General features: G+C 53.8%; 21 protein-coding genes. 6 read left to right on the top strand and 15 right to left on the bottom strand.

The genetic code is table 11. The features are described 5' to 3' along the window. Positions 1 to 437: 437 nt before the first annotated feature. The 3 genes from F3J40_RS16920 to cysJ are packed head-to-tail and all read right to left on the bottom strand — an operon-like array spanning position 438 to position 4,698. Positions 438 to 1,172, bottom strand: coding sequence for a phosphoadenylyl-sulfate reductase (locus tag F3J40_RS16920; RefSeq protein WP_017345508.1), 735 nt, complete (start codon positions 1,170 to 1,172; stop codon positions 438 to 440). After that, on the bottom strand, positions 1,169 to 2,893 hold the full coding sequence (gene cysI / locus F3J40_RS16915; RefSeq protein WP_167016436.1) for an assimilatory sulfite reductase (NADPH) hemoprotein subunit: 1,725 nt from the start codon (positions 2,891 to 2,893) through the stop codon (positions 1,169 to 1,171). Before cysI ends, F3J40_RS16920 begins: the two co-directional genes overlap by 4 nt. Continuing rightward, entirely contained in the window at positions 2,893 to 4,698 is a 1,806-nt protein-coding gene (cysJ, locus tag F3J40_RS16910) for an NADPH-dependent assimilatory sulfite reductase flavoprotein subunit (RefSeq protein ID WP_167016427.1), read from the bottom strand. The genes cysI and cysJ overlap by 1 nt, the downstream gene beginning before the upstream one ends. A 298-nt stretch (positions 4,699 to 4,996) precedes the next feature. Here cysJ and queD point away from each other — a divergent pair, with 298 nt between their 5' ends. After that, positions 4,997 to 5,359 (top strand): 6-carboxytetrahydropterin synthase QueD, encoded by a 363-nt coding sequence (gene queD, locus F3J40_RS16905; protein WP_017345505.1) that lies wholly within the window; start codon positions 4,997 to 4,999, stop codon positions 5,357 to 5,359. A gap of 103 nt (positions 5,360 to 5,462) precedes the next feature. Beyond that, positions 5,463 to 6,068 (top strand): inorganic diphosphatase, encoded by a 606-nt coding sequence (locus F3J40_RS16900; protein WP_167016425.1) that lies wholly within the window; start codon positions 5,463 to 5,465, stop codon positions 6,066 to 6,068. A gap of 35 nt (positions 6,069 to 6,103) precedes the next feature. Here F3J40_RS16900 and queE read toward each other — a convergent pair whose 3' ends face one another. The 6 genes from queE to rlmD all read right to left on the bottom strand — a co-directional run bounded on the left by queE (position 6,104) and on the right by rlmD (position 14,894). Beyond that, positions 6,104 to 6,775 (bottom strand): 7-carboxy-7-deazaguanine synthase QueE, encoded by a 672-nt coding sequence (gene queE, locus F3J40_RS16895; RefSeq protein ID WP_167016423.1) that lies wholly within the window; start codon positions 6,773 to 6,775, stop codon positions 6,104 to 6,106. A gap of 124 nt (positions 6,776 to 6,899) precedes the next feature. After that, complete coding sequence (gene eno, locus F3J40_RS16890; protein ID WP_017345503.1) at positions 6,900 to 8,198, bottom strand: phosphopyruvate hydratase; 1,299 nt, start codon at positions 8,196 to 8,198, stop codon at positions 6,900 to 6,902. Positions 8,199 to 8,272: 74 nt separating this feature from the next. After that, positions 8,273 to 9,910: a glutamine hydrolyzing CTP synthase gene (pyrG, locus tag F3J40_RS16885; protein WP_017345502.1), complete on the bottom strand. Its 1,638-nt coding sequence runs from the start codon at positions 9,908 to 9,910 to the stop codon at positions 8,273 to 8,275. 235 nt (positions 9,911 to 10,145) lie between these two features. Further along, positions 10,146 to 10,934 carry a nucleoside triphosphate pyrophosphohydrolase gene (gene mazG, locus F3J40_RS16880; RefSeq protein ID WP_017345501.1) on the bottom strand — a complete coding sequence of 263 codons (789 nt, stop codon included), beginning with the start codon at positions 10,932 to 10,934 and terminating at the stop codon, positions 10,146 to 10,148. A gap of 377 nt (positions 10,935 to 11,311) precedes the next feature. Further along, on the bottom strand, positions 11,312 to 13,546 hold the full coding sequence (relA, locus tag F3J40_RS16875; RefSeq protein WP_167016421.1) for a GTP diphosphokinase: 2,235 nt from the start codon (positions 13,544 to 13,546) through the stop codon (positions 11,312 to 11,314). A gap of 31 nt (positions 13,547 to 13,577) precedes the next feature. Further along, complete coding sequence (gene rlmD, locus F3J40_RS16870; RefSeq protein WP_167016419.1) at positions 13,578 to 14,894, bottom strand: 23S rRNA (uracil(1939)-C(5))-methyltransferase RlmD; 1,317 nt, start codon at positions 14,892 to 14,894, stop codon at positions 13,578 to 13,580. Positions 14,895 to 14,951: 57 nt separating this feature from the next. On the opposite strand from rlmD, the gene barA reads away from it, so the two are divergent. Next, positions 14,952 to 17,675, top strand: a complete 2,724-nt coding sequence (barA, locus tag F3J40_RS16865) for a two-component sensor histidine kinase BarA (RefSeq protein WP_167016411.1) — start codon at positions 14,952 to 14,954, stop codon at positions 17,673 to 17,675. Here barA and F3J40_RS16860 read toward each other — a convergent pair. The 5 genes from F3J40_RS16860 to syd all read right to left on the bottom strand — a co-directional run bounded on the left by F3J40_RS16860 (position 17,664) and on the right by syd (position 21,634). Beyond that, positions 17,664 to 18,809 (bottom strand): glycerate kinase, encoded by a 1,146-nt coding sequence (locus tag F3J40_RS16860; RefSeq protein ID WP_167016408.1) that lies wholly within the window; start codon positions 18,807 to 18,809, stop codon positions 17,664 to 17,666. The two genes, barA and F3J40_RS16860, sit on opposite strands and share 12 nt — an antisense overlap. A 119-nt stretch (positions 18,810 to 18,928) precedes the next feature. Further along, complete coding sequence (locus tag F3J40_RS16855) at positions 18,929 to 19,369, bottom strand: flavodoxin (RefSeq protein WP_017345496.1); 441 nt, start codon at positions 19,367 to 19,369, stop codon at positions 18,929 to 18,931. 11 nt (positions 19,370 to 19,380) lie between these two features. Then, positions 19,381 to 20,160, bottom strand: a complete 780-nt coding sequence (truC, locus tag F3J40_RS16850; protein WP_167016406.1) for a tRNA pseudouridine(65) synthase TruC — start codon at positions 20,158 to 20,160, stop codon at positions 19,381 to 19,383. Then, a complete protein-coding gene (locus F3J40_RS16845; protein ID WP_167016405.1) occupies positions 20,160 to 20,489 on the bottom strand; it encodes a YqcC family protein in 330 nt (109 codons plus the stop codon). The genes truC and F3J40_RS16845 overlap by 1 nt, the downstream gene beginning before the upstream one ends. 599 nt (positions 20,490 to 21,088) lie before the next feature. Beyond that, the gene (gene syd / locus F3J40_RS16840; RefSeq protein ID WP_167016403.1) at positions 21,089 to 21,634 is read right to left on the bottom strand and encodes a SecY-interacting protein; all 546 of its coding nucleotides are present in this window, start codon (positions 21,632 to 21,634) and stop codon (positions 21,089 to 21,091) included. Positions 21,635 to 21,701: 67 nt separating this feature from the next. Here syd and queF point away from each other — a divergent pair, with 67 nt between their 5' ends. From queF to xni, 3 genes are all read left to right on the top strand, one after another. After that, positions 21,702 to 22,547, top strand: a complete 846-nt coding sequence (gene queF, locus F3J40_RS16835) for an NADPH-dependent 7-cyano-7-deazaguanine reductase QueF (RefSeq protein WP_167016401.1) — start codon at positions 21,702 to 21,704, stop codon at positions 22,545 to 22,547. 173 nt (positions 22,548 to 22,720) lie between these two features. After that, a complete protein-coding gene (gene ppnN, locus F3J40_RS16830; protein WP_017345491.1) occupies positions 22,721 to 24,085 on the top strand; it encodes a nucleotide 5'-monophosphate nucleosidase PpnN in 1,365 nt (454 codons plus the stop codon). A gap of 35 nt (positions 24,086 to 24,120) precedes the next feature. Next, positions 24,121 to 24,876, top strand: coding sequence for a flap endonuclease Xni (xni, locus tag F3J40_RS16825; protein ID WP_017345490.1), 756 nt, complete (start codon positions 24,121 to 24,123; stop codon positions 24,874 to 24,876). A 35-nt stretch (positions 24,877 to 24,911) separates the two neighbouring features. Here the strand turns inward: xni and F3J40_RS16820 are convergent, their stop codons facing one another. Beyond that, positions 24,912 to 25,100, bottom strand: coding sequence for a hypothetical protein (locus tag F3J40_RS16820; protein ID WP_167016399.1), 189 nt, complete (start codon positions 25,098 to 25,100; stop codon positions 24,912 to 24,914). Positions 25,101 to 25,164: the final 64 nt, after the last annotated feature.

Raw genomic sequence — 25,164 nt, 5'->3', positions numbered from 1 at the left:
GCACGAACTTCTGGCAGCCGCATTGCTGCCAGCAACACCAACACAACTGTCTGCTGACCTGAGATACATCGGCCTGTCAGAGGGGGGTGGGTTCCGACAGGCTCCACGCCAATCCCCCTCTGCCACCGAAATCCGTATCGCTGTTTTGTCTGAAAGACGAGAAACGTGTGGCTTGCAGATAAAGCGCTAACCAACAAACCGCACAAACTTCTGGCAGCCGCATTGCTGCCTGCGGGGAAGGCACTGGGGGATATGATAGCGAGTGCTTGCCCGACATGGACGTCGGGCCAGATCGGCAGGAGCAATCTTTCCGAGCAGTCATATCCCCCATTGCCTGACCTTGCCACCCGAGCTATAGCGGCTTAATCACCACCGCCAGTAACAACAAAAAACCCCGAACAAAGTCGGGGTTTCCATTCATCGATCAAGGCAGAGACTTAACCTTCGTGCAAACCGCACTCGCGCTTCAGGCCGAAGAAACGCGTCTCTTCTTCTACCATGCCCGGTTCCCACTTGCGCGTGGTGTGGGTATCCCCCACTGAGAGATAACCTTCATCCCACAGCGGGTGATATTTCAGGTTATTCGCTTTCAGGTATTGATACACCTGGCGGTTGTCCCAGTCGATGATCGGCAGAATCTTAAACACACCGCGCTGAACACCTAACACCGGCAATTGCGCCCGGCTACCCGACTGATCGCGACGTAACCCAGCAAACCAGGTTTGTGCGCCCAGGGTCTCCAGAGCGCGGTTCATCGGCTCAACTTTATTCAACTGATTATACTGCTCAATGCCCTCAACCCCCTGCTCCCACAGTTTGCCATAGCGCGCTTCCTGCCAGGCCGGTGAGGTGTCCGCACGGAACACCTGCAGGTTGAGATTAAGCTGTTCGGTCAGTTGATCGATGAAACGATAGGTTTCCGGGAACAGATAACCGGTATCGGTCAGAATCACCGGAATATCCGGCTGCTGACGCGTGACCAGATGCAGCGACACCGCCGCCTGAATACCAAAGCTGGATGAGAGGACAAAAGCGCCCGGTAACTGTTCCAGCGCCCAGCTCACCCGCTGTTCAGCGGAAAGCTGTTCCAGCTGCGCATTGGTTTCCGCCAGTGCCTGGCTACGATCCTCTTTGCTCAGCGCATTCAGTGCTGCAATGTCAAACTGACTCATGATGCCTCCTGATCCCAAAAGTCCCGCGCCGGATCCAGAACCGGCTTGACGACCCCAACGCGGATAACAAAGTCACCAAAACCTTCATCGGCGTGGCGTTCTGACGCCCAACGGCCAACCAGCTCATCAATGCTGGCGAGGATTTCAGTTTCCGTGATGTTTTCGCGGTACATACGCGGGATACGTGTTCCCATCCGGTTACCCCCAAGGTGCAGGTTGTAACGGCCTGGCGCTTTACCGACTAAACCGATCTCCGCCAGCAAAGCACGGCCACAACCATTAGGGCAACCGGTAACGCGTAACACTATGTGCTCTTCGCCCACACCGTGGCGGTGCATGATCTCTTCAACGCGCGTCACAAACGAAGGCAGGAAACGCTCTGCTTCAGCCATCGCCAACGGACAGGTTGGGAAGGCAACACAGGCCATTGAGTTCTCACGCTGCGGCGTTACGCTGTCCATCAGGCCATGCGCACGTGCAATCGCTTCAATCTGGGCTTTCTGCGCTTCAGGCACACCAGCCACAATCAGGTTCTGGTTTGCCGTCAGGCGGAAGTCACCTTCGTGGACTTTCGCAATTTCAGCAATACCGCTTTTCAACGGACGTCCTGGGTAATCCAACAGACGGCCATTTTCCACAAACAGCGTCAAATGCCACTTGTTATCGATGCCTTTCAGCCAGCCGATATTGTCACCACGGCTGGTAAATTCATAAGGACGGATTGGCTCAAACGTCAGACCTGCGCGCTTCTCCACCTCAGCCTTAAACACATCCGGGCCGACACGCTCAATGGTGTACTTGGTTTTGGCATTTTTACGATCGGTACGGTTGCCCCAGTCACGCTGAGTGGTGACCACTGCCGCCGCCACATCCAGAGTTTTGTCCAGCGGCAGGAAGCCAATTTCACTGGCGGTACGGGCGTAAGTCGCCTTGTTGCCGTGATCGATAGACAAGCCACCGCCCACCAACAGGTTAAAGCCAATTAGCTTGCCCTTCTCTGCAACCGCGATGAAGTTCATGTCATTCGCGTGCAGATCGACATCATTGTTCGGTGGGATCACCACCGTGGTTTTAAACTTACGCGGCAGGTAAGTCTCACCCAGAATCGGTTCTTTATCCGTGGTTTCTACTTTTTCCTGATCCCACCAGATTTCTGCGTAGGCGCGCGTCTGCGGCAGCAGGTGCTCAGACAGTTTTTTCGCCCACTCGTACGCTTCCTGATGCAGCTCAGACTCTACCGGGTTAGAGGTACAGAGCACGTTACGGTTTACGTCATTGGCGGTGGCCAATGCATCCAGACCGACTTCATGCAGCATCTGATGCGTAGGTTTAACGTTCTTCTTCAGAATGCCGTGGAACTGGAAAGTCTGACGGTTAGTCAAACGGATGCTGCCGTAAATGGTCTTCTCGGTGGCAAATTTATCAATCGCCAGCCACTGGTATGGCTTGATAATGCCACCCGGCAGACGGCAACGCAGCATCATGGCGTGACGCGGCTCCAGCTTCTGCGCTGCACGCTCAGCACGGATATCACGATCATCCTGCTGATACATGCCATGGAAGCGGATCAGCAAGAAGTTATCACCGGAAAAACCACCGGTCAGTCCCTCTTCCAGATCTTCTTTAATCGTGCCGCGCAGGTAGTTACTCTGCTTTTTCAGACGCTCGGCGTCCACTAACTTACCTTCTACGACCAGAGGTCCGGGGTGTTTTTCGCTCATCAGTAAACGTCTCGCTGATAACGGCGCTCAACGCGCAGCTCACTTAAAAATTCATCGGCCGCTTCACGATCCATTCCGCCGTGTTCGACCACCACATCCAGCAAAGCCTGCTCAACGTCTTTCGCCATGCGATTGGCGTCGCCGCAGACATAAAGGTGTGCGCCTTCTGCGATCCAGCGCCACACTTCCGCCCCTTTAGCGCGGATTTTATCTTGTACGTAAATCTTCTCTTGCTGATCGCGCGACCAGGCAAGATCGATGTGTGTTAACAGACCATCTTTGACATATTTCTGCCACTCAACCTGATACAGGAAATCTTCAGTAAAGTGCGGGTTGCCAAAGAACAGCCAGTTTTTACCGCCTGCACCGTCGTTATCACGCTGTTGAATGAACGAGCGGAACGGGGCAATGCCGGTGCCTGGGCCAATCATAATCACCGGCGTTTCCGGGTTAGCCGGCAGACGGAAGTTGTCGTTGTGTTCGATGAAGATACGAATCTCGCCATCTTCCTCGATGCGATCGGCCAGCCAGGTAGACGCACCGCCGCCGCGTGCACGGCCATCAATTTCATAGCGCACAGCACCCACGGTGATATGCACTTCGTTTTCGTTCTCCGCCTGTGAAGAAGCGATGGAATAGAGGCGCGGCGTCAGTGGACGCAGCAGGCCGGTCAGTTGCTCCACATTGAGTTCAATCGGTGCCTGACGAACCATCTCGATGATCGGAACGTTCTGGGCAAAGTTTTGCAGCGCCGCTTTATCATCCACCAGAGCCAGTAAAGCTTCGTTGCGCGAGAGCGTGGCGTACTGCGCGACGATTTGCGGTGTATTCACCGTTAGCTCAAAGTGTTTTTGCAGGGCTTCTGCCAGTGGCAGCGTGTTGCCCTGCACTTCAACCTGTTCATCACCTTTCAGCCAGACCTGCGCCAGCAGCTCGCTGACCAGCTCCGCATCATTCTCATACCACACGCCCAGCGCATCGCCAGGCTGATAACGCAAGCCAGAGTCGCCGAGATCGATTTCGATGTGGCGCACGTCTTTATCTGAACCGCGTCCGGTAATTTTTTGGTTAACCGCAAAAGCCGCAGTTAATGGCGCTTCTTTGGTGTAAGGGCTAGAGAAAACCTCATTCACTGCCCCTGCCGCGGTTACCGCAGCGGAAGCCGCTGACTGGGCGGGTACGCGTTGTTTCAGGATCTCAACCAGCGCACTGCGCCAGTCAGTGGCCTGCTGTGCGTACTCAACGTCAGCATCAACGCGATCCAGCAAGCGGGCCGCGCCCAGCTCTTCCAGACGCTTATCGAAGTCTTTGCCTGCCTGGCTGAAGAATTCATAGGAGGTATCACCGAGGCCAAACACCGCAAATGCCGCGTCTTTCAGCTGTGGTGCCTTTTTCCCCATCAGGAATTTATGCAGTGCCACGGCTTCTTCTGGTGGCTCGCCTTCCCCCTGCGTTGAGGTCACGACCACCAGCAGTTTTTCCTGACCAATCTGCTTGAATTTATAGTCGCCTGCGTTGACGAGGTTCACATTCAGTTTTGCCGCCAGCAAATCATCACGTAATTGCTCTGCCAGACGGCGTGCATTGCCGGTCTGGGAAGCGGAAATCAAAGTGACAGAGGGCACTTCCGCCTGGGCCGGTGCTGCTGCCACAGCGGCACCCGGAACATTGTTGACCATGCCCCAGAAATAGCCGGAGAGCCATGCCAGTTGCGTAGGTGAGAAGTCCGTGGTTGCTGTTTGCAAACGAGCAAGTTGATCGGGCGTCAGCGGAAGAATTGAACCTGAAGGAGCCTGAGTCGTCATCGCGTTAAGATATCCAGTAGCTGTGATCAGCGCCGTGAACAACGGCAGAATGTGGGTAGGTTACCGGGCACTATATTAACGACTAAATAAAGCTTCGATATATAAAATAACCAAAATGACTTAATGGTTTTATGGATTTAACCAACCAGAAAAAGTGGTAAACAAAAGCATTTTAAATCATTGAGTTAATCATCTGAGGCTCTGCCAAAGGCAGAAAAATGGCGCATTCGTGCGACTAGGCTGGGAAAAATTACCATTTCAGGTAGAATTCTCATCGTTAACCCGCTTGAGAACCATTATGTCTACCACGTTGTTTAAAGAATTCCAGTTTGAAGCCGCCCATCACCTGCCGCATGTCCCTGAGGGGCATAAGTGCGGTCGCCTGCATGGTCACTCCTTTTTAGTACGACTGGAAATTACCGGTGAAGTGGATGCGTATACCGGTTGGGTAATGGATTTTGCCGAACTGAAAGCGGCATTTATGCCGATCTATGATCGCCTCGATCATAACTATCTCAATGAAATTCCAGGTCTGGAAAACCCTACCAGCGAAGTGCTGGCAAAGTGGATTTGGGATGAGATGAAGCCAAAGCTGCCCGAACTCAGCGCAGTGATGGTGAAAGAAACCTGTACTGCTGGCTGTGTCTATCGCGGCGAGTAACCTTCCGGGCCGCTTCAGGCCCACTTCTTTGCAAAATTCATCCGGACGTAACAATCTGTAACCAAGATGTGAGCTCCTTTCATTAAAGATCGTGAGAATCACAATGAATTTCCTGCAAAAACTTTCTGTTGTTACCCTGTTCGCCAGCGTTGCCGTACACGCTGCCAGCATTAATGTGCTTGATTTCCCACAGCCAGAAAATCTGCCCGAAGAGTTCTACGCCGTCACTGAAATTCCTCAGGGTGGCATTATCAAATATGAGACAGATGCGAAAACCGGTTTGTTGATCGCAGACCGTTTTCAGTCGATGCCTGTTGCCTATCCGGCAAATTACGGTTCGTTAACCCAGTCGCTGGGGGGTGATGGCGATCCACTGGATGTGATTTTCTATACCCGAACCCCAATGAGCCCTGGCACGCTGATCAAACTGCGTCCGATTGGCGTGTTGAAAATGATCGATGGTGGCGAAGTGGATGACAAAATTGTTGCCGTGCCCGCCAGCAAAATCGATCCCACCTATGACGGTATAAAAGAAGTGGCTGACTTACCGCAGATGGAGCAATCGCGTCTGGAAGCGTTCTTCCGTGTGTACAAGCAGTTGCCAGATGGACGTAAAAAAGTCGAATTGAATGGATTCAAAGGGGCAGCAGAGGCAAAAACGGAAATTAAACAAGCCTTCGACGCGTATAAAGCGAAAAAGCCTGAGTAAAGCCAGCGAGCCGGATAAACCGGCCCGCTTAGCCATCAGGCGATATTCAGATACTTATGCGTCTGTAACGAAAGCCGCCAGTTGCGCGCTATGCAGGTATCAATGCACAGTTCGGTGGCATCTGCTTTCTGGCTGATGGGTTGCAGGGCGATAATCCGTGGCTTCACGTCACTTAACGTTGCCAGCAATCCATCCAGCGCATCCACATCACGCTGACGGGCCACCGGATGCTTCACCTCATCGGCCCTGACCAGCGCCTGATGCAGCACATCATAGCCGCCGCGCATATTGACCTTGGGTGACACGGTTACCCAGGTCTTTTCGCTACAGCGCACTTCATGCGTGCCACTGGTTTCAATCTGGCAACCAAATCCTGCGGCTTCCAGCGCTTCCGTTAACGGGCGCAGGTCGTAAATGCAGGGTTCGCCACCCGTGATCACCACGTGCCGGGCCGTCCAGCCTTTATCGGCAATAACCTTACGCAGCATCGCTTCGTCGGCATTTCCCCAGGCATCACTCTCCTGAGTTTTAATCACGATATCACCGAGCGATGTCTCCCGATCGGCCAGCTTATCCCAGGTATGTTTCGTATCACACCAGCTGCAACCCACCGGGCATCCCTGCAGTCGGATAAATATTGCCGGAACGCCGGTATACAGGCCTTCTCCCTGCAATGTCTGGAACATCTCATTAATCGGGTAGTACATTTGTTACTCGTTAGTGTAAAACAGGGCGCTGATTATGGCAGATCTGCGCCAGACAACAACACCTGAACACCAGAAAAGCAAAAGCCCCGCACGATGGCGGGGCTTTTTTCAGAAAGTCAGACGATTACGCCTGGCCTTTCACTTCTTTCAGACCGTTGAATGGCGCGGCATTGCCCAGCGCTTCTTCGATACGGATCAGCTGGTTGTACTTAGCAACACGGTCAGAACGGCTCATTGAACCGGTTTTGATCTGGCCTGCTGCAGTACCTACCGCCAGGTCAGCGATAGTGGCATCTTCGGTTTCACCTGAACGGTGTGAAATCACCGCGGTGTAGCCTGCATCTTTTGCCATCTTGATTGCAGCCAGGGTTTCGGTCAGAGAACCGATCTGGTTGAATTTGATCAGGATAGAGTTAGCGATGCCTTTCTCGATACCTTCTTTCAGGATTTTGGTGTTGGTCACGAACAGGTCATCACCAACCAGCTGGATTTTGTCGCCCAGTACTTTGGTCTGGTACGCGAAGCCCGCCCAGTCAGACTCATCCAGACCGTCTTCGATAGAGACGATTGGGTACTGTTTGGTCAGCTCTTCCAGGAAGTGGGTGAACTCTTCAGAGGTGAACGCTTTGTTGCCTTCGCCAGCCAGCACATATTTGCCGTCTTTGTAGAATTCAGAAGCCGCGCAGTCCATCGCCAGAGTGATGTCTTTGCCCAGTTCGTAGCCCGCTGCTTTTACCGCTTCAGCGATAACAGCCAGTGCTTCAGCATTAGAACCCAGGTTTGGTGCGTAACCGCCTTCATCGCCTACTGCAGTGTTTAGGCCTTTCGCCTTCAGCACTTTGGCCAGGTGGTGGAACACTTCAGAACCCATACGGATGGCTTCTTTCACGTTCTTCGCACCAACAGGCTGAATCATGAATTCCTGGATGTCGACGTTGTTGTCGGCGTGCTCACCACCATTGATGATGTTCATCATTGGCAGTGGCATAGAATATTTGCCTGGGGTACCGTTCAGTTCTGCGATGTGTGCATACAGTGGCAGGCCTTTAGAGGCAGCAGCCGCTTTAGCAGCAGCCAGAGATACCGCCAGAATGGCGTTTGCGCCGAAGTTGGATTTGTTCTCAGTACCGTCGAGATCGATCATCACTTTATCGACATTGGCCTGGTCTTTGGCATCTTTGCCCACCAGCGCCTGTGCGATAGGACCGTTAACAGCAGCAACGGCTTTGGTTACGCCTTTGCCCAGGAAACGAGATTTGTCACCATCGCGCAGTTCCAGAGCTTCACGTGAACCGGTAGAAGCACCTGATGGGGCTGCAGCCAGGCCGACAAAACCGCCTTCCAGGTGAACTTCAGCTTCTACAGTCGGGTTACCACGAGAGTCGATAATTTCGCGACCAATGACTTTAACGATTTTGGACATTCGATTTTCCTCAGAACAAGTTAGTCAATCCTAAGACAAACAACGCGCGAAAATTCGCGCGTTGTTCGTGAAACTTACTTCGCTAAACGCTTCTGATGTTCATGTGCCGCTTTAACAAAGCCAGCAAACAGCGGATGCCCATCACGCGGGGTCGAGGTGAATTCCGGGTGGAACTGACAAGCAACAAACCAAGGGTGATCAGGGATCTCAATGATCTCGACCAGTTGATCGTCACCAGAACGACCTGCGATATGCAGTCCCGCTGCTTCAATTGGCTTCAGCAGCATATTGTTAACTTCATAGCGATGGCGATGGCGTTCGGTAATCACGTCAGAACCGTAGAGCTGGCGCACTTTGCTTTCTGGCGTCAGCTGACACTGCTGGCTGCCCAGACGCATGGTGCCGCCCAGATCGCTCTGCTCAGAGCGCTGTTCAACGTTACCCTCTTCATCACGCCATTCGGTGATTAGCGCAACCACCGGGTACTTACAATCTGGTACGAATTCCGTGGAGTTCGCACCTTCCATGCCTGCCACGTTGCGGGCAAATTCCATCAACGCAACCTGCATTCCCAGACAGATGCCCAGGTAAGGAATTTTGTTCTCACGCGCAAACTGCGCGGTCAACATTTTGCCTTCTACGCCACGATAGCCGAAACCGCCTGGGATCAGAATAGCATCCAGATCTTTCAGAATTTCTACACCACGGGTTTCAACATCCTGTGAATCGATCAGCTTGATGTTGACGGTAACGCGATTTTTCAGGCCGCCGTGCTTCAGTGCTTCAATCACTGATTTGTAAGCATCTGGCAGTTCGACGTATTTACCCACCATACCAATGGTGACTTCGCCGCCTGGATTCGCTTCTTCGTAGATAACCTGTTCCCATTCCGCCAGGTTGGCTTCTGGTGCAGACAGGTTGAAACGCTTGCAGATGTAGTCATCCAGACCCTGTGATTTCAACAGGCCCGGGATTTTGTAGATGGAGTCGACATCTTTCAGGGAGATAACGGCTTTCTCAGGCACGTTACAGAACAGCGCGATTTTCGCACGTTCGTTAGCCGGCACAGCGCGATCTGAACGGCAGATCAGCACATCTGGCTGGATACCGATCGACAGCAGCTCTTTCACTGAGTGTTGCGTTGGCTTGGTTTTCACTTCACCCGCCGCTGCCATGTAGGGAACCAGCGTCAGGTGCATGTACATGGTGTGCTCACGGCCCACGTCAACCGCCATCTGGCGAATGGCTTCGAGGAACGGCAGAGATTCGATGTCACCCACGGTGCCACCAATTTCAACCAGCACCACGTCATGGCCTTCACCGCCCTCAATAATGCGCTCTTTGATCGCATTAGTGATGTGCGGAATGACCTGAATGGTCGCACCCAGATAGTCACCGCGACGCTCTTTGCGCAGGACTTCAGAGTAGATACGGCCGGTCGTGAAGTTGTTACGGCGCGACATTTTAGTACGGATGAAGCGCTCATAGTGACCCAGGTCCAGGTCAGTTTCGGCCCCGTCATCGGTCACGAAAACTTCACCGTGCTGGGTTGGGCTCATGGTACCCGGATCGACGTTGATGTACGGATCGAGTTTCATGATGGTCACATTCAGACCACGTGCTTCAAGAATAGCTGCGAGGGAGGCTGCGGCAATGCCTTTACCCAGAGAGGATACGACCCCACCGGTCACAAAAATATAGTTCGTTGTCATGCTGAACCTGAGAGTTTAGGTTTAAAGACGGTAGAATAACCAGGACGGGAAAGCAGTATACCGGAAACCCCTCTCAGCCACAAATGATCAATCACCGTAATCCTCCACGCAGTAGGTAGCCAACATAGCGGATCACGGTTAATGAAATGTTGATGCAGGTCACAAAAGTGCAGTTAGGCTGAATCGAGTAAGCTCAATTGATGGAATTATAATCAGCGCTGGAATAATCAGCTGACTAGCCCTTTTCCTGCGCTTTAACCTGCTGCCATGCGGCTTCCATTTGCTCCAGCGTCGCACCTGGCATACTGAGGCCTTGAGCCGTGATGATCGCTTCAACCTGGCGGAAACGGCGTTCGAATTTATCATTGGCTTTTTGCAGGGCGGTTTCGGCTTTACTGCCCAGATGGCGGGAGAGATTAACGGTGGCAAACAGCAGATCGCCGATCTCCTCTTCCAGCTTTACCGGGTCAATCACTGACTGCTGCGCTTCGTGCATGACTTCGTCAATTTCTTCATGCACCTTATCCACTACCGGGCCGAGGGTCGTCCAGTCAAAGCCGACATTGTGGCAGCGCTTCTGAATTTTGTGCGCGCGCATCAGGGCTGGCAACGCTTTGGGGATGTCGTCCAGCGCCGAGTGCTGGGCTTTATCCGCCCGCTCTGCCGTTTTGATGGCTTCCCAGTTTTTCAGGACTTCCGCGCTGTTTTCAACCTGAGCGTCCGCGAAGATATGCGGGTGGCGGCGCTCCAGCTTATCGCTGATGGCGTTGCAGATGTCATCAAAGTTGAATCGCTGCTCTTCTTCGGCCATTTGTGCGTAGAACACCACCTGGAATAACAGATCGCCCAGTTCGCCGCGCAGGTCGACAAAGTCTTCGCGCTGAATAGCATCCAGCACTTCATAGGTCTCTTCGAGGGTGTAAGGCGCAATAGAAGCAAAGGTCTGTTCACGATCCCACGGGCAGCCCCGCTGCGGGTCGCGCAGGGTTTTCATAATATCGAGCAGGCGGTTCAGGGCAGTCATGGCGGTCCTTGTGGCTTTTCAGCAAAGGCCTGATTGTACCTACCGAACCAACAGCAATTCCACCCCGCTGCCAATAAAGTCAAAACCACAGTCAGCCAATCCGAAACACATCGCGGCCAGTAACGTCAAAACCACCGCCTGATAGCCTGGGAGATAGTAAAAGCGCCCAAATCTAAAACCGCACGGGCTTCCGGCAGCAACACTGCTGCTTGCCGGGAAGATAACGGGGGGAGATGATAGCGAGTGCGTGCCCTACATGGACGTAGGGCCCGATCGGCAGGAGCAATCTTTCCGGGCAGTCATATCCCACATTATCTGACCTGACCACCCAAACCACAGCGATGTAATCTTGCCTGAAAGAAGTGACGTACCCGTATTTAGTGCAAACGGCGGGCGTCGATAATATCCGGTACCTGATTCAGCCGTGACAGCACACGTCCCAGCACCTGCTGATTATAAATCTCAATATCCATATCAATGGTCGCCAGCTGCTTTTTGGTATCACTACGGCTGGAAACCCCCAGCACATTGACCTTCTCATTGGCGAGAATGGTGGTGATATCACGCAACAAGCCACTACGATCGTTGGCGGTCACGCGGACCACCAGCGAATAGCCGCTGGAATAACTCTCGCCCCAGACTGCATCAACAATGCGCTCTGGCGCGTGGGCAATCAGCTCAGATAACTGGTCACAATCGGCACGGTGGATGGAAATACCGCGCCCGTGGGTAATAAAACCAACGATGTCATCACCGGGAATGGGCTGGCAGCAGCGAGCAATATGGTGCATCAGATTGCCCACGCCCTCAACCACCACCCGACCACTCTCTTTACGAGACGGCTGCGGTGCAAAGCTTTTCTGCGTCAGTTGGCGCAGGGCTTCACGATCTTCCTCTTCGGCACTCGGCTTATTGAGTTTGCCTTGCAGGAAGTTAACCATCTGATTGAGGCGCACATCGCCGCCGCCAATCATGGCCAGCAGTTCCTCAAGGGAACTCACGTTGTAGCGCGGCAACAACACCTTCTCGGCTTCACGCTGGCTAATATCCAGCTGATTCAGCTCATTATCAAAGATCTGCCGTCCGGCCAGAATGTTTTTATCGCGATCCTGCTTACGGAACCAGGCGTGAATCTTGGAACGCCCACGGCTGGTGGTGATATAGCCCAGATTCGGATTGAGCCAGTCGCGGCTTGGGTTTGGCTGCTTCTGGGTGATCACTTCAATCTGATCGCCCATCTGCAACTGATAGGTAAACGGCACAATGCGGCCGCTGATTTTGGCCCCAATGCAGCGATGCCCAATATCACTGTGAATGTGGTAGGCAAAATCCAACGGCGTCGAGCCTGCCGGAAGATCGACCACATCCCCTTTTGGCGTAAACACGTAAACACGATCGTCAAACACCTGGCTGCGCACTTCTTCCAGCATCTCGCCAGAATCGGACATCTCTTCCTGCCAGGTGATCAGCTTACGTAACCAGGCAATACGCTCCTCATGGCCGGCGGCACCCCGCGAGTTGCCGGTACCCGGGCCTTCTTTGTATTTCCAGTGGGCAGCGACACCCAGCTCGGCGTCTTCGTGCATCTGCCGGGTACGGATCTGGATCTCTACCGTCTTGCCTTTTGGCCCCAGCACCACCGTATGGATAGACTGGTAGCCATTGGGTTTCGGATTGGCAACATAGTCATCAAATTCACTGGGCAAATGACGATAAAGCGTATGCACAATGCCTAAAGCGCCGTAGCAATCCTGCAAACGCTCGGCGACAATACGCACGGCTCGCACATCAAACAGTTCATCGAACGCCAGTGACTTTTTCTGCATCTTGCGCCAGATGCTATAGATGTGTTTCGGGCGGCCATACACTTCAGCACGAACCCCCTCCTTAGCCATCTCTTTACGCAAATTGCCCACGAAGTCATCGATATACTGCTCACGATCGATACGTCTCTCGTGCAACAGCTTGGCGATGCGTTTGTATTCATCCGGATGGAGGTAACGGAAGCAGTAATCTTCCAGTTCCCATTTGAGCTGACCGATGCCTAAACGGTTGGCCAGTGGCGCATAAATATTGGTGCTCTCTTTCGCCGCCAGTACGCGTTCATCTTCCGGCGCGTCCTTCATTTCTCGCAGATTCGCGATACGCTCAGCCAGCTTGATGACCACACAGCGGAAATCTTCCACCATGGCCAGCAGCATACGGCGCACGTTATCGACCTGCTCGGAGGCCATGGAGTCGTTATGAATGGCTTTCAGCTGGCGGATCGCATCCATATCGCGGACGCCATGCACCAGCAACACAATGCCTTTACCAACGGTTTTTTCCAGATCTTCTTCGCTCAGGACTTCGGCACTCGCCAGCGGGAAGATCAGCGCGGCACGCAGGCTATCGAGATCCATGCTCAACATAGAGAGGATTTCGACCATCTCAATGCCACGCCAGAGTAGCAGGGACTGATCGGGATGACCGTGGGTTTCTGCTTCGCAATAACGCCAGGTATCGGCCAGGCTTTGGCAGGTTTGCGGGTTCGCAATGCCAAGGCTGTCGATCCACTGCTCCAGGGCAAACTCCCCTGCCGTATTTAAATGCGAACTTCTGACCGCAACCATATCCTCTCCTGCCATCACAACGTTGTGTTGCTTATGCTTTGCTAAACAGCACCATGGACTCGAGATGGCGGGTATGAGGGAACATATCCAACATCGCGACCCTTTCCAAATGGTAACCCGCCGACAACAGTGTCTGACTGTCGCGGGCAAGTGTTGTTGGGTTACAGGAGACATAGACCACGCGTTGCGGCGCAAGTTTAACGACGTGTGCCATTACCCCTGCGGCACCGGCACGTGCCGGATCCAGTAACACCTTGTTGAAACCCTGCGCAGCCCATGGCTGATGAGTCACATCTTCTTCCAGGTTGTGCTGATAGAAGGTGACATTGTGCAGATTATTGACCTGCGCATTATACGCTGCCTGCTCCACTAAAGCTGCAACACCCTCAACGCCAACTGCAATTTGTACCTGTTTTCCAACAGGAAGTGTGAAGTTGCCCATACCACAGAACAGATCCAGCACCCGATCGTCTGGCTCCAGCGCCAGCCACTCAATCGCACGCGCCACCATCTGCTGATTAACGCGATCGTTTACCTGGATAAAGTCCTGTGGGTTAAAATTCAGGTTCATACCGGATGAACGATAGTAGGGTTTCGCACTTTCTGCGCGGCAAATCGCGCCTTCTCCGCCATCCAGAAACAGCATCACGTTGCTGATATGCGAAAACTGTTCCAGTTTTTCACGATCTTCAGCGTGCAGTGCATCCAGATGACGCAGCACCATCAGCGGGCCATTTTCCGCTAACACCAGCTCCACATGGCCCAGACGTTTAACCGCTCTCAGGCTCTGCAAGCAGTGGTGCAACGGCACCAGCAATGCTTCAAGCTCGGGCACCAAAACAGGGCAACGCTGAACCTGCACCAGATCGTTGCTGGCTTCCTGTCGAAAGCCCATCTGCAAGACCTGGCGCTTAGCATGCCACTGCAATCCCAGTCGGGCACGACGGCGGTAGCCCCACGGCTCTCCGGCAATCACTTCATCTATTGCAACGGTACGGTGCGCTTCCGCCGATAACATCCGCCCCAGTGCCTGTGCTTTACTGCGCTGCTGCAACGCTTCGCTGACATGCTGCTGCTGACATCCCCCGCACTGTTGGTAGTGCGGACAACGCGGCGTAACGCGCTCCGGGCTGGTGCTCAGCAAACGCACAGCTTTACCGCGTGCATACTGCTTTTTTTCTTCTTGTAGGGTGACTTCTACCTGCTCACCCGGCAGAGCCCCACTGATAAACAGGGCCTTCCCCTGATGGCGAGCCACGCCTTGACCAAAGGGATCAAGGTCCTGAATCGTGACGGTAAGGCGTTGACGGGTCGTCACACGCTGTTTTGCGGAGTAAAATTGCGCCATAGTAATGCGATTTCTCTAATTTCCAGTATCCAGGGATGATAAGGCCGGGCGACACTCATGACGAAATACAGCTTGCGGGCAAGAATGATGATTCTGATCCTCGCACCGACACTGATGATAGGCTTGCTGCTCAGCGCCTTTTTTGTTGTACACCGTTACAACGAACTACAACATCAGGTCATTGATTCCGGCTCCAACATCATTGAACCTCTGGCCATTGCCAGCGAATACAGCATGATGTGGCACAACCGGGCGGCACTGCATGCCATGACCGGACTATTGCATCGTCGTCATTCTAATATTGTCCGTGCGATTGCCATCTACGACAACAACAATCGCCTCTACGTCACGTCGAACGGTAACGAAGATCTCAGTCTCTCGTTGCAAGAAGATATCGCTGCACTGCCGACGAAAATCACCCAAGAGCGCCACAATGACCGCATTATTTTGCGCGCGCCCATCACCTCCGTCCGCTATACCTCCGATGAACTCGACAGCGAAGAGACGCCGGGTGGCGATCGATTAGGCTATGTCGCGATCGAACTGGATCTCCAGTCAGTCAGGCTCCAGCAATATAAAGAAGTCTTTGTTGCGACCCTGCTACTGCTGTTCTGCTTGTGTATTGCAATGCTGTTCGCTTACCGCCTGATGCGCGATGTCACCGGCCCGATTCGGAATATGGTCAGTACGGTGGACCGCATTCGTCGCGGTCAGTTAGATAGCCGGGTCGAAGGTTACATGCTGGGTGAGTTGAGCATTCTGAAAAATGGCATCAACGCGATGGCCATGTCCCTCACGGCATATCATGAAGAGATGCAGCACAATATCGATCAGGCCACGTGGGATCTGCGGGAAACTCTGGAACAGTTAGAGATCCAGAACGTCGAGCTGGATTTAGCCAAAAAGCGCGCCCAGGAGGCGGCACGTATCAAATCCGAGTTCCTCGCTAATATGTCTCACGAGCTACGTACTCCGTTGAATGGCGTGATTGGCTTTACGCGTCAGATGCTAAAAACGGACCTTGGCACCACTCAACGCGACTACATGCACACCATTGAACGCTCCGCCAGCAACCTGTTGAGCATCATTAATGACGTACTCGACTTCTCGAAACTGGAAGCGGGTAAATTGATGCTGGAGTCTATTCCGTTCCCCCTGCGCGCCACCATTGACGAAACGCTGGTGCTGTTGGCCCCTTCCGCACACGATAAAATGCTGGAGCTAACGGTACACGTTGACCGCAGCGTGCCGGATAACGTGATTGGCGACCCACTGCGCCTCCAGCAGATTTTAATTAACCTGATTGGAAATGCCGTAAAATTCACCGAGCAAGGCACCATTGATTTGCAGGTGGAACGACGGTCGCTAGACGCAACCCAGGTTGAAATTGTCATCAATGTACACGACAGCGGGATTGGCATTTCATCTGAGCAGAAATCGCAGCTGTTCCAGGCATTTCGCCAGGCGGATGCCAGTATTTCACGCCGTCATGGCGGCACCGGGCTGGGGCTGGTGATCACCCAGAAACTGGTCAGTGAAATGGGCGGGGAAATTAGCTTTACCAGCCAGGCAGGCGAAGGGTCGACCTTTACCGTCAACATCCCGCTGCACCTCAACCCTAATGCCTCAAGTATGCCGCGCGTGCTGGAGGCGCTGTCAGAAGTCGCGGTGGCCTATATAGAACCGCATGCCTCTGCCAGTCGCGCTGTGCGCAACATGCTCAGCGCCACGCCGCTACAGGTGGATTACTATCCCTCCCTGGAAGCGCTAGGCGATCGGCACTATCCACTGATGCTGGTAGGCATTCCGGTCAATATCAGCGCACGTGCCCTGCTCGATAAGCGCTGGATTAGCGCGTTGCTCCAGCGAGCCGACTGCGTCATTCTCGCCCTGCCGACCCAGAAAATGCTGCTGGCAGACAAACTCAAAGCACAGGGAATTGATGGCTGTATTGCGAAGCCTGTCTCCATGACGCGCCTGCTGCCAATGCTGTTTGACTTACACGCCCGTCAGCAAAGCCCGCTACCGGTCTCTGAGCGTTTGCCACTCACGGTGATGGCGGTGGATGACAACCCCGCTAACCTGAAACTGATCGGCACCCTGCTGGAGGAGCAGACCCAGGAAATTATTCTGTGTAGCAGTGCCAGTGAGGCGATAAGCCAGGCCCGCCAGCGCGCCCTGGACGTCATTTTGATGGACATTCAGATGCCCGATATTGACGGTATTCGTGCCAGTGAAATTATTCGCAGCCTGCCTAATCATGCCCAGACACCGATTGTCGCCGTGACTGCCCACGCGATTGATGGCGAGCGTGAAGAGCTGATCAAAGCGGGCCTGAATGACTATCTGGCTAAACCGATTGATGAGAGCAAACTGAGCCAGCTGCTGGCGCGCTATGCACCGGTGCCCACCTCATTAATGACGGAAAAGAGCGACATGAATGCCAGCCTGGACTGGAATCTGGCGCTACGCCAGGCGGCCAACAAACCTGAGCTGGCACGTGACCTGCTGCAAATGCTGCTCGACTTCTTGCCCGAAGTGCAGGAAAAGGTCACCCGCTACATGGATGAAAACAAAGTGAACGGCCTGAGAGAAATCATCCATAAACTGCACGGTAGCGCCAGCTACAGCGGCGTACCGCGCATGAAGCAGCTCTGTCATCAGTTGGAGAAAGAGCTGCTTAAAGCCAGTGATATTGACGATTTAGAACCGGAGTTGCTGGAACTGCTGGATGAAATGCAGAACGTTGCACGGGCCGCTGAAGCGCTGTTACAGCGCTAGTTGCTGCCCGAGTTTCACCGTCGCGGCCACGTTGCGCGCCGTCAGGCGAATATTCTCCGCCGCGGCGGCCAATGCCTCTTCCAGGGTGCAAATACGGTACAGCGCGCTAAAAACGGCATTAATGCCATGCGCATGCACCACGCCCACATCAGGCGTCAGGCTGCCAGCAATACCAATAACAGGAATGCCTGCACGTTGCGCCAGCCGCGCCACGCCGACAGGCACTTTACCCTGTACGCTCTGGCTGTCGATGCGCCCTTCTCCGGTGATCACCAAATCGGCATCCCCTAGCTGCGCTTCAAGCTGGAGCGCTTCGGTGACGATCTCAATGCCTGGGCGCAGGGTTGCCTGACAGAAAGCCAGCAATCCTGCCCCCATCCCGCCTGCGGCACCGCTACCGGGTACTTCCGCAACGGCCACCCCAAGATCGCGCTGAATCAGGCTGGCAAAGTGTGCCAGCGCTTTATCCAACTGTTGCACCTCTTCTGCTGTCGCCCCTTTTTGTGGACCAAACACCGCCGAGGCACCTTGTGGACCGGTCAGGGGATTGGTCACATCACAGGCAACCTCAATACGGCACTGGCTGAGGCGACTGTCGAGTGCCGCAGTCTCAATCTTGTGCAGCCCAGCCAGCGCTGCGCCACCTGCTGCGATCTCGATGCCTTGTTGATCCAGTAGCTTCACGCCGAGAGCCTGAAGCATTCCCGCCCCACCGTCATTCGTCGCACTGCCACCGATACCAATGATCAAGTGGCGTACACCTCTTGCCAGCGCATCAGAGATTAATTCCCCGGTTCCCCGAGAGGTCGTGATTAACGCATTACGCTGCGCTGGCGGCACCAGCTCTATGCCGCTGGCCGCAGCCATCTCAATAAAAGCCGTACGCCCATCACCAGAAAGGCCATAGAAAGCCTCCACGCTGTTCCCGAGTGGTCCGGTGACCGGCAAAGCGATCAACGAACCTCCGGTCGCGGCGATCATCGCTTCTACCGTGCCTTCACCGCCATCAGCCAGTGGTATTTTGACATAGTGTGCATCAGGGTAGACTTCGCGAAAGCCCGCTTCGATAGCCGTAGCGACATCAAGTGCAGATAAACTCTCTTTCCATGAATCGGGTGCAATGACAATTTTCACCGGTTGTCCCCTGTGGCAGAACTGAAATGGCGCGCAGGCGCAGAACTACTAAGCATAGCGCGATTGGAAAAAGTGTGGCTAGCGTAAAGAAAAACGCCGGCAGAAACCGGCGTGGAAGGTTAGAGCTGGGCTGCCCACTGCTTGACCCATGGCGTTGTCACTTCTTCAGGTTCAGGATTTTCGATGGCATCCACTTCAAGTAAGGAGCCCACACGTTGTGCACCCTGCTCCTGCAATAAAGCATCGAAGTGCTTACCACCCCCGCAGAAGTTGTCATAGCTGCTGTCACCCAGAGCGATGACGCCATAGCGCAGCGTGGGCTGATACTGATCCTGCAAAGAGGCGAACAGCGCACGAATGTTATCCGGCAGATCGCCCTGACCGGTGGTCGAGGTGATCACCAACACCACGTCCTGGCTGTACTTCTGCCAGTCCTCGAGCGTGCCATCTTCAAACACCTTGACCTCATGCCCCAGCGCCTCAAGCTCTGGCTGCGCCTCTTCAGCAACCAGCAGCGCGTTACCGTAAACCGTACCTACAAATATGCCAATTTTCGCCATGGTAAGACTCCTTATTCGCAGGCGATATCCTCGCCGGGGGTGGGCAGAAACTCAACCCGTGGCAGATGCGACAGTTGATCATGCCAGCCAAACTGCGTCAACATGCCTTGCCAGACGTGGTCCAGCCCGGCACGCAAACACAACGCTTCTCCCGTGACGGGATGGGTCAGCTCAAGCTGGCTGGCGTGCAGCATCAGCCGGTTCATACCAAAGTGGCTGGCCGCACCGCGATTCTGTTTGAGATCGCCATGCTTGCTATCGCCAATGATCGGATGACGCAAATGCACCATATGACGGCGCAACTGATGCTTGCGTCCGGTGTGGGGAGCAAGCTCCACCAGGCTGTAGCGCGCCGCATCATAACGGCCAATCGGCACTGGCATTTCGCAGGTCGCCAGGCCTTTATAATCGGTCACTGCGGGCTGTGCCTCACGGGGAGCCGTTGCGAATTTATCCGCGATTTTATCCATCTCTTCCAGCAGCGGATAATCCAGCGTGGCCGCTTCCTGTAACCAGCCGCGCACCACCGCATGGTAGGTTTTCCGGATCTGATGCTGTTCAAACTGCTGTGACAGCAAACGCCCAACCTCACTGGAGAGCCCCATCAGCAGCACACCTGAAGTGGGCCGGTCAAGGCGATGCACGGTAAACACGTGCTGACCAATCTGATCGCGCACGGTCTGCATCACGAACACTTTCTCATGACGATCGAGCCAGCTGCGGTGCACTAACCAACCACTGGGTTTGTTCACCGCAACCAGCCATTCATCCTGATAAATGATCTCCAGCATCAGTCACTGTCCTGCACGAACAGCGCATCGATCTGTTTTAGCGTCAGCAGTATCATCCCGTGCCCCGGCGTAGTATCCGGCAACGCCACTTCATAATAAGGCGTAATCGCGAAATTCATCGGCAGCGGTGCGTTGGCATCCAGCAGCGCCTGCATGCGCGGGATAAAGATCCACTGTAGCCACTCAAGCGGCTCCAGTTTATCAAGACAGAAGGGTTGATCGCTGACTAATGATTCCGCTGCGGGAGCGTCAAGTTGCCAGAGTTGATGCTCACGCATCAGGGTTTCGGCCTGTATTAGCCGCTGTTGAAGAAGTTGTTGCAGCGTCATACACGCCTCCGTAAAGCCAAAAATTGGGCGGCAAGAATACCATTTGCGGCCACCGGGAAGCACCAATAAAAAAGGGAGCACTGTTTACACAGTGCTCCCGATTCTCGTTTGCAGCTATCCAGCTACTTGTGTGCTCCCTGCTCATCCGTGACAACTCTTCCCGCGTGACATCCTGCCACTCGTCATCATGACGCTAATCCATTTGGCATCCAGGCCCACCAGTCATCCTCACTGGCTCACATTCTCCTTCCTGGAGGTGTCCTTTACTCAATCCTGAGCGATCCTGCTTCATCCTGAAGCCTTCCGTGTGACGTAAACTCCGTTACGTTCCCGCCTCCTGGCTTACAGCTCCTAGCTGTATCTTCATCCTTTAGCGTCCTGCTAATGAGAAACATTCTGGCATATTCTGAATCTTAAGCAAGATACCGAAATTAATAACTTATTCTTGTTAAAGCCTCGCGACGCGAATTCTTTCAATAAGTTCATGATTCACAATATCTTTACAAAAATAGAGACAAAAAAATTAATCTTACAAGTGATGGATCTCTTACAGCCAATGTGAGAGATCTCTCACAAGGGCACGGGTTCAGCTCTGCAAATTAAGGAGTAGCTGGTTGTAATCCATTAAGAAAACTCTCAATTTTATCGGCGAGAATTTCACGATGTTTCGTTCCCGGACGCTCAAGTACCACCTCACCGGTAAGATTACATAGCGAAATAATTTCCTGTTCTGAATCGGTGGTGGCAATAAACAGTGTTGGGCTCTGCTTCAAATGACGTTTCATCACCAGGTGGCCAATCAGGTTTTCCTGTAACCGCTCAAAGTCATCTTCACTCCACACTTGCAGCAGCGTCAGCGCTCGCTCACCAAATTTTGCACTCATATCACCGGCAAACTGGGTGGTATAGAACGCGGCAACATCCTGTTGGAGGCGAATATCCAGCGCCCGTTCAATCATCTCCAGCGTCGAACCCAGCGTAAACGGCTGCGGCTGCCACAGCACTTCGCTCTCTCGGGTTTCCGTAATACAGGGAGAAGCAATACCGTATAGCGCTTCACTCGCGGGCGGATGCCCATAAATTTGCTGCCAGCGCAGACAGTAGCGGGCGGTAAAATCACGCAGAGCATCAGCAGTATGCGGCATCTTTCATATTCTCACTTCTGATAGGTTACACTGAGCAGATATGTTCAAACTGAGTGATGACCTTTCTATGTCTTCTGAAAAACAGGATCAGGCACTAAGCAACCTGACGCTGGGTAAGTCGGTAGCTTACCACGATCGCTACGACAACACGTTGCTACAAGCGGTGCCACGCAGCCTTAACCGCGATCCTTTAGGGCTACAACCTGACAATTTGCCGTTCCACGGCGCCGATCTCTGGACGCTGTATGAACTCTCCTGGCTGAACAGCAAAGGGGTACCCCAGGTTGCCGTGGGTGAAATTGTCCTGAATGCAGACAGCCTCAACCTGATTGAATCGAAGAGCTTCAAACTCTACCTCAATAGCTTCAACCAGACGCAGTTTGCTGGCTGGGATGACGTGCGCCAGACATTGCAACGCGATCTCAGCGCCTGCGCTCAGGGGGATGTTGAGGTGGTTCTGTTCCGTCTGAGTGACATTGAAGGCCAACCCATTGGCCATTTTGCCGGTGAGTGCATCGACGAGCAGGATATTGAGATCAGCGATTACGGCTTTAACGCCGATTACCTGGCAAACGCGACAGGCACGGAAGTCGTGGATGAAACCTTAGTCAGCCATCTGCTGAAATCAAACTGTCTGATCACCAACCAGCCGGATTGGGGATCGGTCATGATTCGCTATAAAGGTGCGCGTATCGATCGCGAAGCGCTGCTGCGCTATCTGGTCTCATTCCGCCAGCACAATGAATTCCACGAACAGTGCGTTGAGCGTATTTTCAACGATGTTCAGCGCTTCTGCCAGCCAACCGAACTCACGGTTTACGCGCGCTACACCCGCCGTGGTGGCCTGGATATCAATCCGTGGCGTAGCAACGTACCGTTCACGCCAGGCCATTCCAGACTGGTGCGCCAGTAACGCTTTGCGAGTCGCTTCGCAGGCTGTGTCATTTGACTTGAGCAGAGACCGCGAACAACGTTAATCTCAGTAAAGACGGTGACCATGAGGGTCGCCGCTACAGGGAGCGTGGCAACGCGTTCTCTGTTCGTACAGCGTTATCAGTCACGCCTTTCGGGTGTAAAGGAGTTCACTTGATTACACATATCAGCCCACTTGGCTCCATGGATTTGCTCTCCCAGTTGGAAGTCGACATGCTCAAACGCACCGCGAGCAGCGACCTCTATCAACTGTTTCGCAACTGTTCACTGGCAGTGTTGAATTCCGGCAGCCAGACCGACAGTAGCCATGAACTGCTCTCCCGCTTCGAAAGCTTTGATATTAACGTGTTACGCCGCGAACGTGGCGTGAAGCTTGAACTGATTAACCCGCCGGAAGAGGCGTTTGTTGATGGGCGCATTATCCGCTCGTTGCAGGCTAACCTGTTCGCGGTATTGCGAGACATCTTGTTCGTTAATGGCCAGCTCACGCCCGGCAGCCGCCTGGCGGATCCCGCCTCAACGGACTCCGTGCAAATCACCAACCAGGTCTTTTCTATCCTGCGCAACGCCCGCGCACTGCACGTTGGGGAGTATCCCAATATGGTCGTGTGTTGGGGTGGTCACTCCATCAACGCCATTGAATACCAGTACTGCCGTAATGTGGGTACCCAGTTAGGTTTGCGCGAGCTAAACATCTGTACCGGCTGCGGTCCGGGCGTGATGGAAGCCCCAATGAAAGGGGCGGCGGTGGGCCACGCACAACAGCGCAATCACGACTCGCGGTTTATCGGTTTAACCGAACCTTCTATTATTGCCGCCGAGCCGCCAAACCCGTTGGTCAATGAGTTGATCATCATGCCGGACATTGAAAAACGGCTAGAGGCGTTCGTGCGAATCGCCCACGGTATCGTGATCTTCCCTGGTGGGGTAGGCACCGCCGAAGAGCTGCTCTATCTGTTGGGTATTCTGATGAACCCACACAACAAAGAGCAGGTGTTGCCGCTGATCCTCACGGGGCCAAAAGAGAGTGCTGATTACTTCCGCGTACTGGACGATTTTATCGTCAATACGCTGGGTGAGAGCGCACGTGCACATTATCAAATCATTATTGATGATGCCGCCGAAGTGGCTCGCCTGATGAAACGCGCCATGCCGCAGGTAAAAGAGCACCGTCGTGAAACCGGCGATGCTTACAGCTTTAACTGGTCGATTCGCATTGATGCCGATCTGCAACAGCCATTTGCACCGACCCATGAAAACATGGCGAATCTCAATCTGTTTACCAACCAACCGGCGGAAAAACTGGCTGCCGATCTGCGTCGGGCTTTCTCAGGCATTGTCGCGGGTAACGTAAAAGAGATGGGTATTCGCGAAATTCGCGAAAGAGGCCCGTTCAAACTGCATGGCGATGCGGACATCATGCACCGCATGGACGAACTGCTGCAGGGGTTTGTTGCCCAGCACCGCATGAAACTGCCTGGTAGTGCTTACACGCCCTGCTACGAAATCATCAAATAACCCAGGAGGCAGCCTGCGGGCTGCCTGAAATCATTATGGCTTTTCACCTTCTTATTGTGGATGCGCTCAACCTCATCCGCCGGCTCCATGCTGTCCAGGGCTCGCCTTGTCGCGATGCCTGTATCACAGCACTGCACCAGCTATTGGGCCATACACAACCCACACATGTGGTCGCCGTATTCGATAGCCACAGCCGTCAACCTGGCTGGCGACATCAGCTACTGCCGGACTATAAAGCGGGCCGACCGCCCATGCCTGACGATCTCCAGGCCGAAATGCCAGCGTTACAGGCCGCGTTTGAAGCCGCTGGCGTGCGCTGCTGGGTAGCCGATCGGGATGAAGCCGACGATCTGGCCGCCACGCTGGCCGTGAAAATGGCCGATGCCGGACACCAGGCGACGATTGTCTCCACCGATAAGGGCTATTGTCAGCTGTTAGCTCCGGCGATCCGCATTCGTGACTATTTTCAGAAGCGCTGGCTGGATGTGCCTTTTATTGAGCAAGATTTTGGCGTAGCGCCTGCCCAACTGCCCGATTACTGGGGCCTGTGCGGCATCAGCAGCAGTAAAATTCCAGGGGTTGCGGGCATTGGCCCTAAAAGCGCACGCGAATTACTGATGCAGTTCGGCACGCTGGAGGCGATCTATCAGCATCTGGATCAGGTGCCGGAAAAGTGGCAAAAAAAGCTGCGCGACCAGCAGGAGATGGCAGAGATCTGCCGCCAGGTATCCACGCTGAAACGCGATTTGGTCCTACAGGGGAATTTGAATACGCTGCGCTATCAGGCATAACAGCTTGATAGCACTGATTTCTCAGTGGCTTTCGTTTAGAGCACCGTACGTTCCTGCAAAATAATTTGTGCTACAGCAAGGCTGGCAAGCTTGGGAATCCCCGGGAGCATACTCCAGTATGTGACCGGGGTGAGCAAGCGCTGCCAACGCAGCTGTAGTGCAAAGTATGAAGCAGGATGACCGGGGCGAGTAAACTTCGCCAACGCACCTGCGGCGCTAAGCATCACTCTGATTTCTCAGTGGCTTTCGTTTAAGAGCACCGTACGTTCCTGCAAAATAATTTGTGCT

Origin of the sequence: Candidatus Pantoea multigeneris (assembly GCF_011752615.1) — a bacterium.
GTDB lineage: Bacteria > Pseudomonadota > Gammaproteobacteria > Enterobacterales > Enterobacteriaceae > Pantoea > Pantoea multigeneris.
Note: the sequence above shows the minus strand (reverse complement) of the source record. Positions and strands in the feature narration are given on the sequence as shown.